The sequence below is a fragment of the Paracoccus marcusii genome (genome assembly GCF_028621715.1).
Classification (GTDB): Bacteria; Pseudomonadota; Alphaproteobacteria; order Rhodobacterales; family Rhodobacteraceae; genus Paracoccus; species Paracoccus marcusii.
In genome coordinates this window covers 117,248-135,614 of sequence record NZ_CP117466.1, presented here as the reverse complement: position 1 = coordinate 135,614, position 18,367 = coordinate 117,248, and the positions used below count along the sequence as shown (strand labels likewise).

13 protein-coding genes are annotated in these 18,367 nt (G+C 68.0%); 12 read left to right on the top strand and 1 reads right to left on the bottom strand.

Annotated features, from left to right (window positions below):
• The first annotated feature begins 22 nt into the window (after window positions 1–22).
• From PRL19_RS00645 to PRL19_RS00600, 10 genes are all read left to right on the top strand, one after another.
• A complete protein-coding gene (locus PRL19_RS00645) occupies window positions 23–853 on the top strand; it encodes a phosphogluconate dehydrogenase C-terminal domain-containing protein (protein WP_273743581.1) in 831 nt (276 codons plus the stop codon).
• A gap of 61 nt (window positions 854–914) precedes the next feature.
• Entirely contained in the window at window positions 915–1,892 is a 978-nt protein-coding gene (locus PRL19_RS00640) for a TRAP transporter substrate-binding protein (protein ID WP_273743580.1), read from the top strand.
• A gap of 50 nt (window positions 1,893–1,942) precedes the next feature.
• Complete coding sequence (locus PRL19_RS00635; RefSeq protein WP_045983574.1) at window positions 1,943–2,419, top strand: TRAP transporter small permease; 477 nt, start codon at window positions 1,943–1,945, stop codon at window positions 2,417–2,419.
• Window positions 2,416–3,693, top strand: coding sequence for a TRAP transporter large permease (locus PRL19_RS00630; RefSeq protein WP_273743579.1), 1,278 nt, complete (start codon window positions 2,416–2,418; stop codon window positions 3,691–3,693). The genes PRL19_RS00635 and PRL19_RS00630 overlap by 4 nt, the downstream gene beginning before the upstream one ends.
• Window positions 3,690–4,700, top strand: coding sequence for a Gfo/Idh/MocA family protein (locus tag PRL19_RS00625; protein ID WP_273743578.1), 1,011 nt, complete (start codon window positions 3,690–3,692; stop codon window positions 4,698–4,700). The genes PRL19_RS00630 and PRL19_RS00625 overlap by 4 nt, the downstream gene beginning before the upstream one ends.
• On the top strand, window positions 4,697–6,421 hold the full coding sequence (locus PRL19_RS00620) for a D-apionate lactonase family protein (protein ID WP_273743577.1): 1,725 nt from the start codon (window positions 4,697–4,699) through the stop codon (window positions 6,419–6,421). Before PRL19_RS00625 ends, PRL19_RS00620 begins: the two co-directional genes overlap by 4 nt.
• Complete coding sequence (locus PRL19_RS00615; protein ID WP_273743576.1) at window positions 6,418–7,152, top strand: transcriptional regulator NanR; 735 nt, start codon at window positions 6,418–6,420, stop codon at window positions 7,150–7,152. The genes PRL19_RS00620 and PRL19_RS00615 overlap by 4 nt, the downstream gene beginning before the upstream one ends.
• Window positions 7,149–8,225, top strand: a complete 1,077-nt coding sequence (locus PRL19_RS00610) for an FAD-dependent oxidoreductase (protein ID WP_273743575.1) — start codon at window positions 7,149–7,151, stop codon at window positions 8,223–8,225. The genes PRL19_RS00615 and PRL19_RS00610 overlap by 4 nt, the downstream gene beginning before the upstream one ends.
• A gap of 132 nt (window positions 8,226–8,357) precedes the next feature.
• Window positions 8,358–10,607: a methyl-accepting chemotaxis protein gene (locus PRL19_RS00605; RefSeq protein WP_273743574.1), complete on the top strand. Its 2,250-nt coding sequence runs from the start codon at window positions 8,358–8,360 to the stop codon at window positions 10,605–10,607.
• Window positions 10,608–10,807: 200 nt separating this feature from the next.
• Window positions 10,808–11,809 carry a TerC family protein gene (locus PRL19_RS00600; protein ID WP_273743573.1) on the top strand — a complete coding sequence of 334 codons (1,002 nt, stop codon included), beginning with the start codon at window positions 10,808–10,810 and terminating at the stop codon, window positions 11,807–11,809.
• Window positions 11,810–13,227: 1,418 nt separating this feature from the next.
• Here PRL19_RS00600 and PRL19_RS00595 read toward each other — a convergent pair.
• Window positions 13,228–14,253, bottom strand: a complete 1,026-nt coding sequence (locus PRL19_RS00595; RefSeq protein ID WP_273743571.1) for a tartrate dehydrogenase — start codon at window positions 14,251–14,253, stop codon at window positions 13,228–13,230.
• Between the two features lie 922 nt (window positions 14,254–15,175).
• Between PRL19_RS00595 and PRL19_RS00590 the strand changes: the two genes are divergently transcribed.
• On the top strand, window positions 15,176–15,547 hold the full coding sequence (locus PRL19_RS00590) for a hypothetical protein (RefSeq protein ID WP_273743569.1): 372 nt from the start codon (window positions 15,176–15,178) through the stop codon (window positions 15,545–15,547).
• On the top strand, window positions 15,544–18,366 hold the full coding sequence (locus PRL19_RS00585; RefSeq protein WP_273743568.1) for a response regulator: 2,823 nt from the start codon (window positions 15,544–15,546) through the stop codon (window positions 18,364–18,366). The genes PRL19_RS00590 and PRL19_RS00585 overlap by 4 nt, the downstream gene beginning before the upstream one ends.
• Window position 18,367 lies beyond the last annotated feature (1 nt).

Here is an 18,367-nt window from a genome sequence, read left to right as displayed (position 1 = left end):
CCGAAGGCCGGAGGAGACCGAGATGACCAAGGTGGCGCTGCTGGGGGCGGGCGGTAAGATGGGGGTGCGTCTGGCGACGAACCTGGCCCGGACCGATTTCGAGGTGGCCCATGTCGAGGTCAGCCCCGCCGGGCAGGCCCGGCTGAAGGCCGAGACGGGGCTGGACTGCGTCCCGCAGGAGGCGGCGCTGGCGGGCGCCGAGGTGGTGATCCTGGCGGTGCCGGACACGGTGATCGGCACGGTCGCGGGCGCGGTCGTGCCGCAGCTGGCGCCCGGCACGATGGTCGTGGTGCTGGACGCGGCCGCGCCCTTTGCGGGCCATCTGCCCGAGCGGGCCGACATCACCTATTTCGTGACCCATCCCTGCCACCCGCCGATCTGGAACGACGAGGACACGCCCGAGGGCCGGGCCGACCATTTCGGCGGCGTCGCCGCCAAGCAGGGCGTGGTCAATGCGCTGATGCAGGGCCCGCGCGAACATTACGCCCTGGGCGACAGCATCGCACGGGCGATCTATGCCCCCGTCGCCCGCAGCCATGAGGTGACCGTCAAGCAGATGGCCATGCTGGAGCCGGGCCTGTCCGAGACGGTCTGCGCCTCGCTGCTGGCGGTGATGCGCGAGGCGCTGGACGAATGCGTGGCGCGCAGCGGCGTCAGCCATGACTGCGCCCGTGACTTTCTGCTGGGCCATATGAACATCCTGGGCGCGGTGCTGTTCAACGAGCGCGAGGGCGCGTTCTCGGACGCCTGCAACAAGGCGATCGAGTTCGGCAAGCCGATGCTGATGCGCGACGACTGGAAGCGCGTCTTCGACTGGGACGAGGTCGAGGCCAGCATCCACCGCATCACCTGACATCGCGCGGCGGGCGGGGGAGCGTCCGCCGCGATCACCAACACAAGGGAGGAGACCTTCGATGACCAAGATGATGACCGCCGCGTCGATGCTGGCCATGCTGCTGGGCGCGGGACCGGCGCTGGCCCAGGCAAAGGTGATGAACCTGGCCTTCACCCCGCCCGCCGACAGCCATTACGGCGACGCGGCCCGCGCCTTTGCCGAGACCATCGCGGAACGGTCCGACGGTGCCTTCGAGATCGCACTGCGCCCGGCTGGCGCCCTGGGCGGCGAACGCGACGTGATCGAGGGGCTGCAGATCGGTACCGTCGAGCTGACGATCTCCTCGACCGGACCCATCGGCAACTTCGTCCCCGAGGTCTATGCACTGGATTTCCCGTTCCTGTTCGACGACTACGCCAGCGCGCACGCGGTCCTGGACGGAGAGATCGGACAGGAGCTGCTGGCCAGCTTCCAGCCGCACGGCATCGTGGGCCTGGCCTGGGCCGAGAACGGGTTCCGCCACATCACCAACTCGGTCCGTCCGATCCGCGAGCCGGCCGATCTGGCCGGGCTGAAGCTGCGCACGATGGAGAACGAGGTCCATATCGCGGCCTTCCGCGCTGCCGGGGCCGCCCCCACGCCGATGAGTTGGACCGAGGTGCTGACCTCGCTGCAGCAGGGCACCATTGACGGGCAGGAGAACCCCATCCCCATCGTCACCGCCAATAACATGTGGGAGATCCAGGACAACATCACCCTGACGGGCCATGTCTATTCGCCCGCCGTGGTGGCCATGTCCGCGATCCACTGGGACGGCCTGACCGAGGAACAGCAGGGCTGGTTCGTGGAGGCCGCCCAGGCCGCCGCCGCCGCATCGCGCCAGACCGTCGCCGCGAACGAGGAATCGGGCATCGCCCTGATGCGCGAGAATGGGATGGAGGTGATCGACGGCATCGACAAGGCCGCCTTCGCCGCCGCGGTCCAGCCAGCCTATGACGAGTTCGCCGACCGCTATGCGCCCGAGCTGATCGCGCGCATCCGCGCGGCGCAGGACTAGGGCGTCGGGCGGGGCCGCCTGTGGCCCCGCCCCATATCGGGGTCATCACCATGAGACATGTCGAAGCCTGGGCCGAGGGCGTCGTCCGGCTGGCCCACAACCTGGCCGCGCTGCTGCTGGCGGTGGCGACGGGGCTGGTCTTCTTCCAGGTCGTCACGCGCTTCGGCCTGGGCCATGCCGCCGGCTGGTCCGAGATCCTGGCCCGTGGGCTGATCATCTGGTCCACGCTGCTGGTCGCGGCGGCGGGCTTCCGACTTGGCGCGATGATCCCCATCGACTTTCTCCGCGGGCTGCTGCCCGGCCCTGCGCAGATCTGGGTGATCCGGCTGGTCACGCTGCTGACGCTGGCCTTTCTGGCGGTGCTGGTCTGGCAGGGCTGGTCCATGACGCTGCGGGTGCAGGCGCAGCGGGTCGCGATGCTGGGCACCTCGATGAGCTGGTTCTATGCGGCGATCCCCTTGGGCGCGCTGATGGCCATTCCGGGCGTGCTGCTGCGCCATGTCGAACAGGAAAGGGAACGTCCGTGAACGCCGCTCTTGCCGCAGGCCTGGTGGGCCTTTTCGCGCTGTCCGTGCCGGTGGCGGTGTCCATCGCGCTGGCCTCGATCATCGCGATCCACTTCTTCTCGAACCTGCCGCTGGTGGTCGTCCCGCAGAAGATGTTCACCGGGCTGGACAGCTTTCCGCTGATGGCGGTGCCGTTCTTCATCCTGGCGGGCGCGATCATGACCCAGGGCGGCATCTCGGCCCGGCTGGTCGATCTGGTGAAGTCCATGGTCGGCAACATCCAGGGCGGGCTGGCCAGCAGCTGCGTGCTGACCTGCATGCTGTTCGCGGCCATCTCGGGCTCGTCGGTGGCCACGACCTTTGCGGTCGGCTCCATCCTGATCCCGGCGATGCTGCGCCACGGCTATCCGGTGGGCATGGCGGGCGCGATCCAGGCGTCCTCCGCGGAACTGGGCGTGATCATCCCGCCCTCGGTGCCGATGATCCTCTATGCGGTCTCGACCGAGACCTCGATCACCCGGCTGTTCCTCGCGGGCATGGTGCCGGGGCTGATGATCGCCGCCGCGCTGGTCGTGATGGTCCAGATCTGGTGCCGCGTGAAGGGCCACGGCAAGCGGGACGGCGACGGCCGCCAGGCCATCCTGCCCGCCGCGCGCCGCGCCTTCGGGGCGCTGATGATGCCGATCATCATCGTGGGCGGCATCTATGGCGGCGTTTTCACCCCGACCGAGGCCGCCGCCGTGTCGGTCATCTATGCGCTGATCCTGTCCATCTTCGTCTATCGCGAACTGTCCTGGTCCGACCTGCCGGGCATCTTCCGCGCGGCGGCGGTGTCGTCCGGGGCGGTCATGCTGATCATCTCGGCGGCGGCGCTGTTCAGCTTCCTGATCAGCCTGTCGGGCCTGCCCGGCGCCGTCGGCACCTGGGCCCAGGAGAATTTCGGCAGCGCGCTGACCTTCCTTCTGGGCGTCAACCTGCTCCTGCTGGTCGTGGGCATGTTCATCGAGACCAGCGCCGCGATCCTGGTGCTGGCCCCGATCCTGACGCCGGTGGCGATCAGCTTCGGCATCGACCCGGTGCATTTCGGTATCGTCATCGTGGTGAACCTGGCGCTGGGCATGATCACGCCGCCCCTGGGGGTGAACCTGTTCGCGGCGGCCGCTGTGGCAAAGGTTCCGGTGCAGGCCCTGTTCCGGTCGCTGGTCTGGCCGATCCTGACGGTTCTGGTGATGCTGGCGGCGATCACCTATGTTCCCGCCATCTCCCTGGGGCTGGGCTGGTGGATGATGCCATGATCAAGGTCGGACTGATCGGCTGCGGCTTCTTCGCGGTGAACCAGATGCAGGGCTGGGCCGATGCGGAAGGGGCCTGCGTCACTGCGATCTGCGACCGCGACCCGGACCGGCTGGCCGCGATGGGCGCGCGGTTTGGCATCGCGCAGCGCTATGACGACGCGGCGCGGATGATGCGCGAGGCGGATCTGGACGTGGTCGACATCGCCACGACCGTGCCCTCGCACCGCCCACTGGTGATGGCGGCGGCCGAGGCCGGGCTGCACGCCATCTGCCAGAAGCCCTTTGCCGAGACGCTGGAGGATGCCCGCGCCATGGTCGACGCGATGGATCGCGCGGGCCGCATCCTGATGGTGCATGAGAACTTCCGCTGGCAGTCGCCGGTCCGCGCCGTGCTGGCCGCGCTGCGCGAGGGGGCGGTGGGGCGGCCCTTCTTCGGGCGGGTCAGCTTCCGGTCGGGCTATGACGTCTTCTCGGGGCAGCCCTATCTGGCGACCGATCCGCGCTTCATCATCCAGGATCTGGGCATCCACATCCTGGACATCGCCCGCGCCCTCTTCGGAGAGGTGGACCGCCTGTCGGCCAGCACCGCGCGCATCAACCCCGCGATCCGCGGCGAGGACGTGGCGACGATCCTGATGGATCACGCAAGCGGGGTCACCTCGGTCGTGGATTGCTCCTATGCGACGCGGCGGGACGAGACCTTTCCCCAGACCCTGATCGAGATCGACGGCACCGAGGGCACGCTGCGGCTGGAGGCCGGATACCGGCTGGTCATCGACCGCGGCGGCGACCGGCAGGTGCGCGACGTCGCGCCCCCGCTGCTGCCCTGGGCCGAACGGCCCTGGCACAACATCCAGGAAAGCGTCGCGCTGATCCAGCAGGACTTCACCGCCTGCCTGCGCGAGGGCAGGGTGCCCGAGACCTCGGGGCGCGACAACCTGGCCACGCTGGCTTTGGTCGAAGCCGCCTATGCCTCGGCCCGCGACAGCAGCCGGGTCCGGCCGTGACGCGGACGCTCTCCTGCGGGCCGGCGCGGCTGGTGCTGGAGGGTGACCGGCTGCGCCACCTGCACCTGGACGAGGTCGAGGCTATCCGCGGCCTGTCCTTCCTGGTCCGCGACCGCGACTGGGGCACCGTCGCGCCCCGCATCGACGATCTGCGCCTGTCCGACGGGCCAGACGGCCCGCGCATCGCTTGGACGGCGCGGTATGACATGGGCACGGGCAGCGTGCGCGCCGTGCTGACGGTCGACCTGACGCCCGACGGGCTGACCGCGCGGGCGGTGATCGGGGCTGAGGGGCAGGTCTGGACGAACCGCACCGGCTTCACCCTGCTGCATCCGATCGCCGGGGTCGCGGGGGCGCCGGTCACGGTCGACCATGCGGACGGCCCGCCGGAGCAGGCGCGGTTTCCGGCGCTGATCGCGCCGTGGCAGCCCTTCATGGACATTACCGGCCTGACCCATCAGGCAGGCGGCTGGCGCGTCCATTGCCGCTTCGACGGCGACATCTTCGAGATGGAGGATCAGCGCCAATGGGGCGATGCGTCCTTCAAGACCTACAACCGCCCCCTGGCGCAGCCCTGGCCCTATCGTCTGGAGGGTGAGACCACTCAGACGGTCACCATCCGCTGGTCCCCGGCCGCGCCCATGGCCCCGGTCCCCGGCCCGCAGACCCGGGTGGCAAAGACGAGCTTTCCGCAGACGGCCCTGGCCCTGACTGGGGCGGATGCGGCGCATCTGGCCCGCGCGCCGCAGGATCTGGCCGCGATCGGGGCGCAGCGCCTGCTGTGCCATCTGGATGCGGCGGGTAACATCGCGCGCGACCTGGCCGGTTTTGCCGCGCTGCAGGCGGCGCTTCCCGGCCCGGACTATGATCTGGCGCTGCTGGCGCTGTGCGACCCTCAGGTCGATCCGCAGGAGGAGTTCGCCCGCCATGCCGCGGCGCTGGCGGCATCGGGCCTGGGCGCGGCCACGGTGCTGGTCCATGCCCGACCCGACCGGCAATCGACGCCGCCGGGGTCGGACTGGCCGCCCTGCGCGCCCCTGGTGCACGTCCATGCGGCGGCGCGCGCGGCCTTCGCGGGGCATCCGGTGGGCGGGGGCGTGGCCGGCTTCTTTCCCGAATTGAACCGCAAGCCACCGCCGCCGGGGCTGGCGGTCGTGACGCATGGGCTCTGCCCCATCGTGCATGCCGCCGACGACCCGTCGGTGGTCGAGGTGCTGGAGGCGGTGCCGCATATCCTGGCATCTGGTCGCGCCCTTGCGGGGGATGCAGAGTATTGGCTGGGACCGTCGACCATCGCCATGCGCCACAACCCCTATGGCAGCCGCACGATCCCCAATCCGGGGCGCGGGCGCGTCTGCATGACCGATGACGATCCGCGCCAAGAGACTGGCTTTGCGGCGGCCTGGGCCTGCGGGCTGGCTGCGGCCATCGCGTCTGCGGGCCTGTCGGTGTGGACCCCGGCCGAGGTCCTTGGCCCGCGCGGCCTCTTCGCGGCGGACGGCCGTCCGCGCCCGGTGGCGGGGGTCGTGGCCGCGCTGGCGGTGCTGGCCGGTGCGCGCGTGCATGACGCGCAGGGGGGCGATCTGGTGCGGCTGCATCTGGGCGGGCGCGTCCTGCGCGCCAACCTGACGCCCGATGCGCGGGCGGGGCTTGCGCCCTGGGGCTGGGATCAGGATGACGCGGCGGATTTGCAGGCGGGCGCGGGGCGTCCTAAACCATGAGCATGATGCAACCGACCGACCCCTCCGACCGAATCGTCCGGCGCAAGCTGTCCGACCAGGTGTTCGACCGCCTGCGCGACATGATCGCCAGCGGAGAGCTGCCGCCCGGCGCGCCGCTGCCGTCAGAACGCGACCTGATGGAGCGGTTCGGCACCGGCCGCCCCGCCGTGCGCGAGGCGCTGCAGCACCTGCACACCATGGGCCTGATCACCATCAGTCACGGCGAGCGAAGCCGCGTCAACGCGCTGAGCGCGGACAGCGTCCTCAGCCGCGTGGACGACGTGGCGCGGATGCTGCTGTCGTCGGAACCCGACCAGCTGGACCACCTGAAGCAGGCGCGGCGGATGTTCGAATGCGGGCTGGTGCGCATGGCCGCCCAGACCGCGACAGAAGACGACGTGGCCGAGCTGCGCGCCCTGATCGCGGCACAGCGCGACTGTCTGGGCGATGCCGCGCGCTTCGTCACCCAGGACATGGCGTTCCACGCCCGCATCGCGGCGATCTCGGGCAATCCGATCCTGATTGCCACCAGCCAATCGATGCTGCGCTGGCTGTTTCAGTATCACGGCGTGCTGCTGCACTGGTCGGGCAACGAGCAGGTCACCCTGCGCGAGCACGAGGCCATCACCGACCTGATCGCCGCGCATGATCCGGACGGCGCGGTGGCGGCGATGCAGGCGCATCTGGACCGCTCGGTGGGTCTTTACGCACATCAGAACGCCCAGGGGTGAGCGGGGCGCCCATCCTGCTGCTGGGTGCGGGCCATGCCAATCTGCTGGCGCTGCCGCCGCTGCGGGCGGCGCTGCCGGACGCGGCCGTTCTGCTGGTCGACATGGCCGAACACGCGACCTATTCGGGCATGTATCCCGGCCTGATCGCGGGCCATTACCACGCCGACCAGCTGAGCGTCGGGCTGGCGGATTTCGCTGCGCGGCACGGGGCGGGTTTTCTGCGCGCGCGTATCACCGGGATCGACCCGGTCGCGCGCCAGGTCACGGCCGTGCAGCCTTGCGGCACGGCGCAGCGTCTGAATTATTCCCAGGCCGCGCTGGATGTGGGCAGCCACGGCGTCATGCCCGAAATCGCGGGGTTTCGTGACCACGCGCGCGCCGTCAAGCCGCTGCGCGCAGATCTGCCGTTGCCCGACCGGGGCCTGCCGTCGGTCGTGATCGGCGGCGGCGTGGCGGGGGCCGAGATCGCGCTTGCCCTGTCCCATCGCCAGCGCGCGCCCGTCACTTTGGTCGAGACCGGGCCCCGCATCGCCGCAGCTTTGACGCCACGCGCCCGGACCCTGCTGCGCCGCGCCCTGGACAGGGCAGGGGTCGCGATCCTCACGGCGGCGCGCGTGCATCGGGTCGCGGCCCATCACGTGGTGCTGGCCGATGGACGGCGGATCGACAGCGCCCTGACCCTGGGCATCGCCGGCGCGCGTGCGCCGGACTGGCTGGCGCGCGATCTGCCGGTGGACGAGGCGGGCTTTGTTTGCGTGGGGCCGTGCCTGCAGGTGCCGGGCCATCCCGACCTGTTCGCGGCCGGCGACTGTGCCTGCATGACCCACGCCCCGCGCCCAAAGGCCGGTGTCTTTGCCGTGCGTCAGGCGCCCGTGCTGGCGGCGAACCTTGCCGCGCGGCATCTGGGCCGCCCCTGCCGGGCGTTCCGGCCGCAGCGCGACTATCTGAAGATCATCTCGCTTGGCGAACAGGAGGCGCTGGCCCAGTGGCACGGCATCGTCCTGCAGGGCCGCTGGCTGTGGCGGATCAAGGACCGGATCGACCGGGGGTTCATGGCGCGCCTGAAGGGCTAGCCCGTCGACGGCCGTCGTGATCGATCGATTTGGTCACGTTCGACGGCGGCGCGGTAACGGATCGGAAACCTGTGGCTGCTATCCCGGCGGGACAGACCTCTTTCCCGACCAACCCCCAAGAGAGGGGCAAGCATGCCGTTCCGTTCCATCTCCATCCGCGCCAAGCTGGCCCTGTCCGCCGCCGCGCTGACCGCCTTTGCCATCGTCGCCGTGATCGCGCTGACGACAAGCCTGATGACGCGCGATTCGGCTCGCGAATCCGAGGCGCATGCCAGCGCGCTGATGACCGGCTATGCCGCGACCATCGCGCAGGAGGTCGCCAGCGTCATCGACACTGTCCGCACCGGCGTCGCCGGGATCGAGGGGGCGATCGCCGACGATCCCGCAAATCGCGACGCACTGGCGTCCATCGTCACGACGATCCTGCGCACGCGTCCCGATCTGGTCGGCATGACGCTGGCGCTGGAACCCGACGCGCTTGGGCCGGATGGCGCCCATCTGGGCAGCCCCTATGCGGATGCCGCCGGGCGGTTCGTGCCGTATTTCTTCTACGCCCCTGACGGAAGCATCGGCATCGAACAGTTGGACATGCGCCCCGAGGCCGGGACCGACAGCTGGTACGACCGGCCGCTGCGCGAGGATCGCAGCCTGATCACGCCGCCCTATCTGTACCCGGTGAACGGCGCCGAGGTCCTGATGACCACCGTCAGCGGCGTGGTCCGCGACGGCACGCGGCCGGTGGGCGTGCTGACCGGTGACGTATCGCTGGACCGGCTGTCGGCGCGGATCGAGGAGCTGCGTCCCTTCGGCGACGGTCGCGTGCGGCTGGTCAGCTCTGGGGGGCTGTGGATCGCGCATGAGGACCGCGCGCTGCTGGGCCAGCCGGTGCAGGCTGCGGACCAGGCGTTGATGGCGGCGGGACCGATGCACTACGCCGAGGTGGACGGGCAACAGTCAATGGTCCTGACAGGGTCTGTCGCCTTTCCCGGCATGGACGAAAGCTGGACCCTGATGATGCATGTGCCGCGCGCGACCGTGATGGCGCATGTCATCCAGACGCGCGACCGGGCGGTTCTGACCGCGGCGCTGATGCTGCTGGGAACGCTGGTCGTCGTCTGGTTCGGCGCGCAGATCATCTCTCGTCCGATCGAGGGGATGACGGCGGCGATGACCCGTCTGGCGGATGGCGACCTGGAGACGCCGGTTCCCCATGCCGGGCGCGGCGACGAGATCGGGGCGATGGCCGGTGCGATGCAGGTATTCCGCGACCGGGCGCTGACTGCCCGGCGTCTGGAGGCCGAGGCCGAGGCCGCGCGCGACGCCCGCGACCGCGACGCCCGCGCCGAGGCCGAGCGTCAGGCCCGCGTCGTGCGCGAGATCGGCACCGGGCTGGGCCGGCTGGCCGCTGGCGATATGACGCATCAGATCGCCAGCCCCGCGCATGATCCCTTTCCGGAGGGCTATGATTCGCTGCGGCTGGCCTTCAACGGCGTGGTGAGCGGGCTGTCCGACACGATCCGGCGCATCACCGACGTCGCCAACCAGGTCCGCGGCGGCGCGGACGAGATCAACATGGCCGCTGGCGAGTTGTCCAGCCGGGCCGAAACGCAGGCCGCGACGCTGGAGCAGTCCGCCGCGGCCCTGAACCAGATGAACGAAAGCCTGCGCCAGACCGCGGAACGCGCCCGCGAGGCCGAACGGGCTAGTGGCCAGAACCGCGACATCGCCCGCAGCAGCGCGGCCGTCGTGGCCGATGCCGTCACCGCCATGCAGGGCATCCAGCGGTCGTCGGAACAGATCACCCGGATCATCGGCGTCATCGACGACATCGCGTTCCAAACCAACCTGTTGGCGCTGAACGCGGGTGTCGAGGCTGCCCGTGCGGGAGAGGCGGGGCGCGGCTTTGCGGTCGTCGCTTCCGAGGTGCGGGGCCTGGCGCAGCGCGCGGCGGAATCCGCGCGCGAGGTGCGTGGCCTGATCTCGCAAAGCGCGGCGCAGGTCAGGACCGGGTCCGATCTTGTGGGCCGGACGGGCGACAGCCTTGGGGTCATCCTGCAGAAGGCGTCGGACGTGTCCGAACAGATCGCGGCCATCGCCCTGGCCACCGCCGAACAGTCCATCGGCCTGTCCGAGATCAACAGCGGCGTGAACCAGCTGGACCAGGTGACCCAGCAGAATGCCGCGGTGGCAGAACAGGCGACGGCGGCGTCCATGTCGCTGCGCCAGCAGGCCCAGGTCCTGTCGACCGAGATGGCGGCGTTCACCGTGACCGATCAGGCGCCGCCCGCCCAACGCCCGTCGCTTGCACCGGACTTTGCGGTCGAGGCGCGCCCGATCCGGGTCGCGGCCCCGGCCGGTCGAGGGCAGATGCTGGAGTTCTAATGCCGCGCGATGCCGCCCGCATAAGCGCATGCTTGTGCGGGCGGGCGATTGATGGTATGTGCCGCCCTGCGGACCGGGCCCCTCTGGCAGCATGATCGTCACGATCGGCTGCGATGTCGGACCGCATCGAGCGTGCTCGGTGCATCGGTGGCCCTTCCGTCGTCCCTTGCCCCGCACATTTTCAGTCTTGCGAGGGCATCGTGGAACTTCTTCTAAGCGAATTCTTGGGCAAGCCCATCTGGATGTGGCTGCTTTTCATGGGGCTGGTCATCGCCCTGCTGGTCTTCGACCTGGGGGTCCTGAACAAGGACGACCATGAGATCGGGATCGCCGAAAGCCTCAAGCTGTCGGCCATGTACATCACCCTGGGCATCGCCTTTTCGGGCTTCATCTACTGGACGATGGGCGGGGAGGCCACGGCGCAGTACCTGACCGCCTTCATCGTCGAGAAGACATTGGCGATGGACAACATCTTCGTCATCGCGCTGATCTTCAGCTTTTTCGCGATCCCGCGCGAATACCAGCACCGCGTGCTGTTCTGGGGCATCCTGGGCGTGATCCTGCTGCGCGGCATCATGATCGGCCTGGGCGCGACCATCGTCGAGAACTATCACTGGGTTCTGTACCTTTTCGCGGCCTTCCTGATCTTCACCGGCATCAAGATGCTGTTCGCCAGCGACGATCACGCGGACATGGCCGACAACAAGGCGCTGAACTGGCTGCGCCGCCGCATGCGCGTCACGGACGAGCTTCACGGCCATGCCTTCACGGTCAAGATCCCCGATCCCAAGACCGGCAAGCTGGTCCGCTGGGCCACGCCCCTGCTGCTGGCGCTGATCGTGATCGAGATCGCGGACCTCGTCTTCGCCGTAGACTCGGTTCCCGCGGTGTTCACCATCACCACGGACCCGTATCTGGTCTACACCTCGAACATCTTCGCGATCCTGGGCCTGCGGGCGCTCTACTTCGCGTTGGCCGCGATCCTGCACCGCTTCGCCTATCTGAAATACGCGCTGTCGATCCTGCTGATCTTCATCGGTTCCAAGATCTTCATCGCGGACCTGATGGGCTGGGAAAAGTTCCCGCCGTCCTGGTCGCTTGGGATCACGTTCTTCATCCTGACGGTGGGCGTGGTCGTGTCGCTGGCCAAGACCCGCGGCCAGTCTCCCGAACCGCTGCCCTTCGGCGAGAACCGGCACTGACCCCGACCATCTGCTTTCCGCGTCGGCGTCCGAAAGGCCGCCGGCGCAAGTTCCGCTGTTCCCATAGCGTGATGACGAAACATTCCGAACGCGCACAGTGACCTGTCTTGGACGCAGAGAAAGCACTCACGGGTGATCGAAATCATGTAATCTAATCGTCAAGATTACCGAGCCGGGAGAAAATTTTCATCCCGCCGTCATTGGGAAATAACTTTAGATCGCATTTAATCGGTCGCATCGGTTCCGAGCATGATGATCGGCTTCGTCCCTAGTCCAGGCTTCATTCTCGGCGTCAAAATAAGTCGTATTCGTGACGCTATCAGGCGATATCCGCGTTCCGAAAAGTCAGTGTCCTCTCTCGCGTCCGTAGCTGGACGCCAGCAAGACCGCGGGGTGAATATGGATGCTGCGGCACAATTTGATGATAACCAGTGACGGCATCATGGGATAAGAAACGTTTCCAGCGGCGCTTTTTCCTGTTCCGCTTTTTATAGATTCAGCCCTTCTGTCGGTTTTGCGATGGAAGGGAGGAACGCGCGGACCATGCAGAGATTTGCTGGTTAGGCTTACAGAGCATGCCATCCTAAAAAACGATATGCATGCGTGTCGCGTCGTTAGAACTGCTGCACTGCCAAGGTCTTCGTGCGAGTGACTAGTCTCGCCTCGACAAGGACGTGAATGCTTTCTCCGCCGAGAGGCGTAGGAATGAAGGCCTCTGTTGATCGTTCACCACCGTGCTTTTACACAGGTCAATTCAACGAAAGCGGCTGACTGGCTGCATACTGTCGGCCCGAATGACGGCAAGGCCCTCTGGCAGGTTTGTCACGACGTGCGACGACGCCGGACGTCGTATTCCGTCGTTTCACCAAAAGCATAATTACAACTGCCATAACGTCCGTTTGTCAGGGCAGTATACTTTCCCAACATTATCGACGTACGACCGGAGCAATCTTGTTGTGATCATCACGTTGGTCAATAATCCTCCTGTAAAACCAAGGTTAGGCCGTAGTGCCGTGGCTGGACGGAACTGGCTATCCGTCGATGGGTCACCTCAGCGAACCAAGGCGTGAGATTAGCATCAGCAACAATCCAGACCCGTAATTCAGATGATGACTTGCTTTTCTGCAGCGCCACAATCCGCGCAGGGCGTCCAGGAATCACCGCTATAGTGTTTTGCAAAAGCATCCGCAGAACGGCGTGTTGCATAGATATGCGACTGCTGGCACGGGCGGCACCACTCATCATCGTTCAACCATGGACGGTTCGATAACCGCGACTGTGCCCAAGGAATGCCCGGCGCGAGGTTAGGATCTTCTGTGGCGCTGGTATCGGCACCGACCCACGCATCTGTCAGCGCTCGCCGGAGCGCCGGGCTTGGGTCGGTAGAGACCGACGGGGAGCGCGGGTCGGTGCGGTCATTACAGCTGCGCCAGAACGGCCGTGGTGACGGCGTCGGTGGTGTCGCGGCCCGGGTGGGTGCCGATGCCGCGGGCGGTGGCGGCCTCCAGTGCGGCCATGATGCGGGCGGCGGGGGCGGTCTGGCCCAGGTGGTCCAGCATCATCGCCGCCGACCAGAACGCCGCCATCGGGTTGGCGATGCCCTGATCCGCGATGTCGGGGGCCGAGCCGTGGACGGGCTCGAACATCGACGGGTTGCGGCGCGTCGGGTCGATGTTGGCCGAGGCCGCAAAGCCCAGGCCCCCTTGGATGGCCGCGCCCAGATCCGTCAGGATGTCGCCGAAGAGGTTCGAGGCGACCACAACGTCCAAGCTCTCGGGCGCCATGACCATCCGTGCGCACATCGCGTCGATGTGGTAGCGGGTGACAGCGACGTCCGGATAGTCGGCGGCCAGTTCGTCGGTGACCTCGTCCCAGAAGACCATGCTGTGGCGCTGTGCGTTCGACTTGGTGACCGAGGCCAGCTTGCCCCGCCGCGCCTGCGCCTGTTCAAAGCCGAAGCGCAGGATGCGTTCGACGCCCGCGCGGGTGAAGATCGAGGTCTCGACCGCGACCTCGTCCGGGGTGCCCTGATGGACGCGGCCGCCAGCGCCGGAATACTCGCCTTCGGTGTTCTCGCGGATGCAGAGAATGTCGAAATCGCGGGTTTTCAGCGGACCCTCGACGCCGGGCAGCAGGCGGTGCGGGCGGATGTTGGCGTATTGGACGAAGGCCTTGCGGATGGGCAGCAGCAGCCCGTGCAGCGACACGGCATCTGGCACGCGGGCGGGCCAGCCGACCGCGCCCAGGAAGATGGCGTCGAAGCCGCGCAAGGTCTCGATGCCGTCCTCGGGCATCATGCGGCCGTGCTGCAGGTAATGATCGCAGGACCAGGGAAAGCTCTTGGTCGTGATGTCGGCGCCGCTGGCCTCCATGACGCGCAGGGCGGCCTCGGTCACGGGAATGCCGATGCCGTCTCCTGGGATCAGGGCGATGCGATGGGTCATGGAAGGCTCCTCAGATTTCATTCGGCACGGTCTTGTGTTGGCCACGTTCGCGACAGGCGGTGCAGCCCGGATCGCTGCCGATGCCACGTTACCCGCAGTCCCGGCCGGCAGGGCATGATCGCACCAGCGATCATGGCGGTTGATCCGGACCGTGCCTGTCCGGAGCCGCCGCATGGCCGGTGACGGGACGCGTGTAACGTGCCGGCGCAGGGACCCTAGGTCGGATAGGCCGACAGGTCCATGGCCTGACCCCCGTTGTCAAAGCTGCACGGCGTCAAGAATGCGCTGAAAGCCCTCGTCCGGATGAAGTGCCAGTCAGGTGCCGCATTCGACCGGAATGCCCGGGACACGGAGATGTCCGGGGCGGTACATCCTGGATTCCCCGACCACCGCCTGAGCGGAGCGCCGCGCGTGGATTCCGCAGTCATCGTCACGGAAAGCGATGGGCGGGGCGGCACTGTCATTTATGGCATCTGTCGGAGGGAATATCGAGCGCGAGCAGCACGCAGGAAGCAAGGGCCGGTCGATCACACGACCCCGCGGGTGGGCGATGCTGTTGAGATCACAGAATGCAGCGACGATCGGCTGATCTGCCGCCACTGCCCCATTTCAGAATTGGGCATTCTTCACGAAAAACAGTCGTGCCGGGCGACTGATCCGGTTTGTCCCATGATTTTTAGGCAGCCATGGCAGCGCCGGGCGGGGACGGGGTTCGGCGGCCCGTCTGCGAGGGCCGTTGCACGCGGATTGCGTCCCGCGGTGGCCGGGGGCTGCGCGCCTCCGGACCCCCCGTGGGTGCACGGTGACGCCAGTGGTTCCGTATGAACCGCATCGTTTTGGACATTCTTGCATTCGACCGGTCTGCGGACGGACGACGCGATGCAAGATATTGTGCAGTCCAAGGATAGGGCAGGAGCACATCGTGACATCTGGAACCGGTGCCGACATGACGGCGCGCGAAAGCGAGGGGGGTGCGGTGAGCGCGCTTTTGCCGGCGCTGGCGCTGGCGCTGGCGGGGCTGATTGCGCTGGCGGGCCATGCATTGACCCGCCCGGGCGCGCCGGGACAGTTCCTTGTCATGACCAGTCCCGGCCTGCATCGGGCGCAGGTTCTGGACCTGGTCCATGCCGCCGGGGGCGGGGTGATCGCCTTTGGCGCGCTGCCCGGCCTGTCGGTCGTGCTGTCGGGCGACGACGGGTTCGAGGACCGCGTCCGCCAGCGGGGCGCATGGCTGGTGCTGCCCGCGCCGGGATCTTTGGGATGCGTCGCGTCGGACGCGGAGGGGGCACGATGAACGTCGAACTGAACGCGCTGCGGGCGCGCTATGGCCGGATGCTGGTCACGCTGTTCTGGGCGCATGTCCCGGTGATCGGCCTGGCCGCGGCGTGGGTGGGCAGCATGTCACCGCTTACGGCGATGGCGCTGGCCGGGGGGCTTGCCGCGCTTTATCACCTGCTGTGGAGGCTGCGCCGCACTCGGCCGGTGACGCGCAACATCGCCGCCGTGGCCCTGGTGGGCGAGCCTGCGCTGTTCCTGCTGGCGTTCGAGGGGCACGCCTGGCAGATGGACATGCACATGTATTTCTATGCCGTGCTGGCGCTGAACCTGGCATGGTTCGACCGGTCGGCCCTGATCATGTCGGCAGCGGCGATCACCGTGCATCATCTGGTGCTGTTCTATCTGCTGCCGAATGCCGTGTTCTCGACCGACGGCGACGTGGCGCGGGTGCTGTTGCACGGGGCCATCGTGGCATTTCAGACCGCGGTTCTGGTCTGGGTCAGCGACAAGGTCGTCCAGTCCTTCGACCGCATCGGCAAAATGAGCGACGAGATCGTGGCAAAAAGCGCCGCGCTGGAGGAACGCACCCGCGAGGCCGAGGAGGCGAACCGCACCAAGAGCATGTTCCTGGCCAACATGAGCCACGAGATCCGCACCCCCATCAACGCCATCCTGGGCTTTTGCCACCTGGTCCAGCGAACCACGCTGGAACCGCGCCAGCGCGAGCATGTCAGCCGGATCAGCACCGCGGGGGGCGTCCTATTGCGTCTGATCAACGACCTGCTGGACTTTTCCAAGAACGAGGCGGGGGCGCTGACCCTGGAGGCGCGGCCCTTCGACCTGCGTTCGGCGATGTCATGCCAGGTCCAGATGGTGGCCGACACCATGGCCGCCCGCCGCCTGACCTTGCGCCAGGAGATCGACGAACGCCTGCCCGAGATGCTGGTCGGGGACGAGCTGCGCCTGAACCAGGTGCTGCTCAACCTGTTGAGCAACGCCACCAAGTTCAGCGAGGATGGAGAGATCGTGCTGACCGCCCGCCTGGTCGAACGGCAGGACGACCAGGCCCGGGTCGAGATCTCGGTCAGCGATTGCGGCATCGGCATGACGCCCGACCAGGTGGGCCGGCTGTTCACGCCGTTCACGCAGGCCGACAGCTCGACCACGCGGCGGTTCGGGGGGACGGGGCTGGGGCTGGCGATCTGCAAGCAGATCGTCCAGCAGATGGACGGCTGGATCCGCGCGGAGAGCGTGCCGGGGCAGGGCAGCCGGTTCACCTTCTCGCTGTGCCTGGGGATCGGACAGGTGGACGCCGCCGAGGCGATCCTGCCCTGCAGCGCGATCCGCGCCCTGCGCATCCTGATCGCGGATGACAGCCCCATCGCGCTGAAGATGCTGGAGGCGATCTTTGCCCGCTGGCAGATCCGGGTGATCCTGGCGCCCTCGGGCCGCGCGGCGCTGGACATGGTGCAGGCGGCGGATCAGCGGGGTCATCCCTATGACCTGGTGATCCTGGACTGGAAGATGCCCGATCTGGACGGGCTGCAGACGCTGCGCGCGCTGCGGCGGGTGGGTCTGCGGCGGATGCCCGCCACGATGGTGATGACCGCGCACGGCGTCGACGCCGTCATGGCCGAGGCCGGCGGAGAGACGATCGACCTGTTCCTGGCCAAGCCCATCAACGCGCGCAACCTACTGGATGCGCTCAAGCAGCTGCCCGGGCTGGCCGAACGCCATGTCCCCGAGGTCGCGCCCGACCTGCCCGCCGCCCCCCTTCTGCCCGAGGCGATGCGCGGTCAACGCGTGCTGCTGGTCGAGGACAATCCGATCAACCAGGAGATCGCGGTCGCGCTTTTGGGCGACGCGGGCCTGCTGGTCGATTGCGCCGAGAACGGGCTTGTCGCCTGCCGGATGGTCGAGGCCGGTGCGGCGGGCTATGCCGCCGTGCTGATGGACATGCAGATGCCGGAGATGGACGGGCTGACCGCCACGCGGCAGATCCGCCTGACGCACACGGCCGAGGCCCTGCCCATCATCGCGCTGACCGCGCATGCCTATGACGACGAACGCCGCGCCTGCATGCAGGCGGGGATGTGCGATCACGTGACCAAGCCCGTCGATCCCGCGCGCCTGATCGCGGTGCTGGCACGGCACATGCGGATCGTGCCCACCGCCGCGGCCCCGACCCTGCGGGCCGAGGGGGTGGGTGCCGCGGACCTGCCCGACCACCTGCCGCCCTTCGACATCCCCGCCGCGCTGTCGCGGGTGAACGGCAAGCGGCCGCTGCTGCGCCGCCTGATCCTGTCCTTTGCCGAGGGGAACCGCGATGCTGTCGCGCAGATCGCGCAGCTGATCGCCGACGGACGACGCCAGGACGCGCATCGCGCCGCCCATACCCTGAAGGGGGTCACGGCCTCGCTGGAGCTGCCCCGGATCGCGACCCTTGCCGGGCAGATCGAGGCGTTTCTGCAGGCCGATGACACGACCGGCATCGACGCGCTTTTGGCGCAGCTGTCCGGCCCGCTGGCTGCGGCGATCGCCGCAGCCGACAGCCTGACGGCGGCGGCGGGCACGCCCCATGCGGCCGCATCGCCGCCCACCCCGGCCGGCGACAGCGTCCGGATCGCCCAGCTGCGCGGCCATCTGCGCGACCAGGTCCGCCGTCGCAGCATGGCCGCCCGTGCCAGCTTTGACGCGCTGGCCGAGGCGCTGCAGCTGGACCGCATGGCGATGGACGACCACCCCGTGCGCAGCGCGCTGCTGCGGCTGGATTATGCCGCGGCGGATGCGCTGCTGAACGGCCCCCACCCCGACACCGGTCAACCAGGGATATGAA

Coding starts and splice junctions, on each gene's coding strand:
- PRL19_RS00645 (WP_273743581.1), top strand. CDS start 23: ATGACCAAGGTGGCGCTGCTGGGGGCGGGCGGTAAGATGGGGGTGCGT.
- PRL19_RS00640 (WP_273743580.1), top strand. CDS start 915: ATGACCAAGATGATGACCGCCGCGTCGATGCTGGCCATGCTGCTGGGC.
- PRL19_RS00635 (WP_045983574.1), top strand. CDS start 1,943: ATGAGACATGTCGAAGCCTGGGCCGAGGGCGTCGTCCGGCTGGCCCAC.
- PRL19_RS00625 (WP_273743578.1), top strand. CDS start 3,690: ATGATCAAGGTCGGACTGATCGGCTGCGGCTTCTTCGCGGTGAACCAG.
- PRL19_RS00615 (WP_273743576.1), top strand. CDS start 6,418: ATGAGCATGATGCAACCGACCGACCCCTCCGACCGAATCGTCCGGCGC.
- PRL19_RS00605 (WP_273743574.1), top strand. CDS start 8,358: ATGCCGTTCCGTTCCATCTCCATCCGCGCCAAGCTGGCCCTGTCCGCC.
- PRL19_RS00595 (WP_273743571.1), bottom strand. CDS start 14,253: ATGACCCATCGCATCGCCCTGATCCCAGGAGACGGCATCGGCATTCCC.
- PRL19_RS00585 (WP_273743568.1), top strand. CDS start 15,544: ATGAACGTCGAACTGAACGCGCTGCGGGCGCGCTATGGCCGGATGCTG.